Origin of the sequence: Stenotrophomonas sp. GbtcB23 (genome assembly GCF_019091045.1) — a bacterium.
GTDB lineage: Bacteria > Pseudomonadota > Gammaproteobacteria > Xanthomonadales > Xanthomonadaceae > Stenotrophomonas > Stenotrophomonas rhizophila_A.
Genome location: NZ_JAGXKC010000224.1, coordinates 1 through 413, shown reverse-complemented (window position 1 = coordinate 413; position 413 = coordinate 1). Strand labels below are relative to the sequence as shown.

Annotated in this window: 1 pseudogene; it reads right to left on the bottom strand. The window is 62.2% G+C overall.

Annotated elements, in window-relative coordinates:
- A pseudogene (locus KVS69_RS18890) lies at positions 1-413 on the bottom strand (copper resistance protein B); the annotation flags it as partial.

Genomic DNA, 413 nt, shown 5'->3' with positions numbered 1-413 from the left:
GCACTCAGACCCGAACCTATCCCGCGCAATGGACCGTTCTTGCCATAGGCGGTGACTTCCACCAGCGGCTGCAAGATCAGCCGGTTGGTTAGCAGCAATTCGTACTCGGCCTCGACATTGGCGGCAGTCTGGCCCCCTTCGCCGAGATAGGCTGTGGCGGACACTTCGAACTTCATCGGCGCCAAGCCCTGTACACCGATAGCGGCGAAGTTCTGCGATGCCCCAGGCTTGAAGTCATGACGCACACCGGCCACCACATCCCACCAGGTGGACATACTGCGGCCCTAAAGCACTTCCAGATCACCCGACTCGGTCTCACCATCCCTCCGTTCGCGTTCACTGGGCAGCCAGAGGCCATTGAGCTCCCTACCGATCGACCCCTGGCCCTCTCAGCCCAGCGCGGTGGCCCGATG